Annotated in this window: 3 protein-coding genes; all 3 read left to right on the forward strand. The window is 66.8% G+C overall.

Features of this window, described 5'->3' with window-relative positions; genetic code table 11:
* On the forward strand, nucleotides 1-1,267 hold a 1,267-nt coding region (locus tag EB084_22230), incomplete at its 5' end, for a hypothetical protein (protein NDD30982.1).
* Nucleotides 1,268-1,348: 81 nt separating this feature from the next.
* The gene (locus EB084_22235; protein NDD30983.1) at nucleotides 1,349-2,824 is read left to right on the forward strand and encodes a hypothetical protein; all 1,476 of its coding nucleotides are present in this window, start codon (nucleotides 1,349-1,351) and stop codon (nucleotides 2,822-2,824) included.
* Between the two features lie 107 nt (nucleotides 2,825-2,931).
* Nucleotides 2,932-3,306, forward strand: a 375-nt coding sequence (locus EB084_22240; protein NDD30984.1) for a bifunctional nuclease family protein, incomplete at its 3' end; no start/stop codon positions are given.

A 3,306-nucleotide genomic window follows, 5' to 3' on the forward strand; every position in this document is an offset into this window, starting at 1 on the left:
CATCGAGGGGGTTCCCGAGATGCTGCACGGGGACGTCACCATCGCGGGTCAGACCTCGCCGGGAGGCATCACCCTTCGCGGCCTCATGGTGGAGGGAGACTCGGTGTGCGAGGAGCCTGGATGCCCCCTGCCCACCACTGCGCCCACCAATTTCGTCATCCGCCATCTGCGCCTGCGCCCCGGCACGTTCGACTCCGGGGTGGGCGGGGGAGACGGCCTTCGTCTTCACCACGCCGCGAACGGCATCGTCGATCACGTCTCGGTGGGGAACGCGCAGGATGAGGCCATCCAGGTGTCGTTCACGCACGACGTGACCATCCAGTACACGCTGCTGGCCGAGACCATCGGCGCACACGTCGAGTTCGGCGGCATGCTGCTCAACTACTCTGACCCGGCGCGGGGGTGGCCGCTCACCCGCCTCTCCATCCATCACAACATGTGGAACCGCATCTTCGGGCGCCTGCCCGAGGTGTCACGCGAGAACGTACCGGATGGTGGGGTGATGGATCTCGAGCTCTCGAACAACGTTCTCTGGGACGTGCAGCGCCCCGTCTACGTGGCGTCGGCGAATCCCCAGACGGGCGCGCCGCTTGGCTACCGTCTCGACATGGTGGGCAACTACAGCGCCCAGGACCCGCGCCGCGCCGAGAGCTACGGGCTGATGGCGGTGGAGATGGGGCCGGACCCCCAGCGGCCCTCGTTCACCTCGGCGTCGTCGGTGTACTTGCACGGCAATGGCATGAACCGCGCACCGGGCTTGAGCGACTGGTCGCTGGTCTACAATGCCAACGACCTGCTCGAGGCCGCGGCCACGGGTGGCCTGCCGTACCCGGACGGTCAGCGCCCTTCGAACGCGGTTGATGTGGGGCACGGGTTCCCCGCCATCACCTACGCCGCCAGCACCGATGCCCTGGTCACCGACCTGAGCGCGCACAGCGGCGCCTTCCCCCGCGACCCGATGGATCGCCGCCTGATGGCCGACCCTGCCGCACGCACCTTCAGCGGTACCGATCCGGCCGTGAACCCCGCGGGCGACACCATCGCGCTCGACTTCACGCCGAGCACAGCGCCTGCTGCGCCCGTCGATACTGACGGTGATGGCATGCCAGACGCGTGGGAGGTCGCCAACGGGCTCAACCCGAGTGATCGGCTCGACGGCAATGCGACCACGCTCTCGCTGTCGCGCATGGGTGTTGAGGGGTACACCAATCTTGAGGTCTACCTCGACGCCCGTCATCGCGGCCTTCTCGGCGCGGCCGCGCACTGAGGGGAACGCGCGAAGCCCGCGGGCGCCTCCGCGGAGGAGCCCGTTCGAGCCTTCGCGAAGGCCGTCACCCATGAGGTTTGGGTGGCGCTGTTCGCATGGCCCGACGCAAGCGTTTCCCGCCCGCTGCCCACACGTGTTCTTCCCGATCACGCCAACAAGATGAAAGGTGTCTCATCGATGCGCAGACTGATTCCCACCCTGCTCATGCTCACCACGCTCTCGGCGCCCGTCAGCGCCGCTCCGGGTGGCGGTGCCGCAGCTCCCGCTCAGCCTCCGACCTTCCTGCTCGCCCAGGCGGGAGACGCCGCGCTGCAGTCTGAGTGGGTCACGCGTCTCTCGGCGACCGAGGCGGTCACCGGCCCTGGCGCCGATCTCGAGAAGGCGCAAGCCGCGCTCAACGTTGTCGAGGGCTGGTTCGAAGCGAACAAGACGGCCCTCGTGAAGGTTGCCGATTATCGCACGCTGATGCCGCGTCAGATCAAGCTCCAGATGAAGCTGGCCAAGGTGACGGCCGTGCAGGCCCTGGTTGACGCCGAGCAGGCGGTGAAGCAGCGGAACCCGTCGCTCGTCGACAGCGCCAACGCAGATCTGGCGCGGGCGGACGCGCTCACCCAGGCCATCGCTGCGCTGATCGGCGCAGATCACGACGCGGTGCGCGGGCTGAAGGCCTACATCGACGACGTGCGCGGGAAGGTTCAGGCGAAGGTCGCCCAGGTGAAGAGCGGTGGAGGCACCGCGTCGAGCGGGCGGCTGCACCCGTACACGGTTCAGACGTATGACACCTGGTGCAAGAACATGGCTGAAGACGAGGGGCACCTGCGTGGCAGCGAGCCGTTGAGCAAGAAGGTGAAGGAGCTCGAAGGCGGGCAGCGCTGGTTCCAGTCTAGCCTGCAGGAGCTGCGCAAGCATCCGGACTTCGCCCAGAGAGCCCCGCAGATGCGCGCGCTGCTGTTCGGTCTGGCCGAGCTCAAGGGCAAGCTGGCGGTCGAGATGGCCGACAAGGGACTGCGCGAGATGAATCCCAACTACTTCAGCGACTCGTCCGGGGTCACCCAGCAGTTCAAGGAGGCCGACGCCGTCATCGAGCTGTGCCTCAAGGAGCTCGGTCCGGACGAGGCGGGCGCGAGCGCGGCTCGGGCTTCGCTTGCGGCTTCCCGCGCGGCGGTAGACAAGGACGCCGTCGCCTACGCAAAGAAGTCGGCGGCTTCCTTCCGCATCCCGGCCGAGGCCTATCAAGGCGGCGACAAGGAGAAGCTGCGCCAGATGGTCGTGTCGCGCTGGAAGGCGCTGTACCCGCAAGATCAGATCGTGCTGGTGCGGTTCGTGAAGCCGTCGTGGGAGCGCCGTCAGGAGACGACCTACAACAACGGCAGCTTCTACCACTACGACAACTCTGCGCTGCTCGTCTACGTGGTGATCAAGAAGTCGGCCGAGCTGGGAACCGCCTATCCCGTGTACGTGAACCGCAACAACAAGACGGGGAAGCTCGAGGTGGGGGCCCAGACCAAGGGCTCGGGATACTCGCATCAAGACGTGCTGCTCAAGAACGTGCACTGATCGGGAGCATGCCCGGATGACGCCCGCTCGCGCCGGAACCTTCCGTGGCGAGCGGGCGTCGCTCTTGCAACCTCCCTCCATCATCCCCTCTTCGGAGCAGATTTCTCATGAGTTTCGATTCGACCCCGCAGCGTTCAGAGATGCAGGCCATGAAGGTGAGCGGCTTTCTCGCCGATCCCCAGACCGGACACCCCACCCTCATTCTCAGCGATCCCAGTGGGGAGCGGTTCCTGCCCATCGTCATCGGCCCCGCCGAAGCGTCGTCCATCGCGCTCGCGCTGCAAGACTCGACCCCGCCGCGCCCCTTGTCGCACGACCTGATGAAGTCGATCATCGACGCCACCCGCGCGTCGGTGAAGTGCGTGGTGATTCACGACATCCGGGAGAGCACGTTCCTGGCGCGGGTCGAGCTCGAGAGCGCCGGACAGATCTTCGATCTCGACGCGCGCCCGTCTGACGGCATCGCCCTGGCGCTGCGCGCC

Source organism: Pseudomonadota bacterium (assembly GCA_010028905.1).
Taxonomy (GTDB): Bacteria; Vulcanimicrobiota; Xenobia; order RGZZ01; family RGZZ01; genus RGZZ01.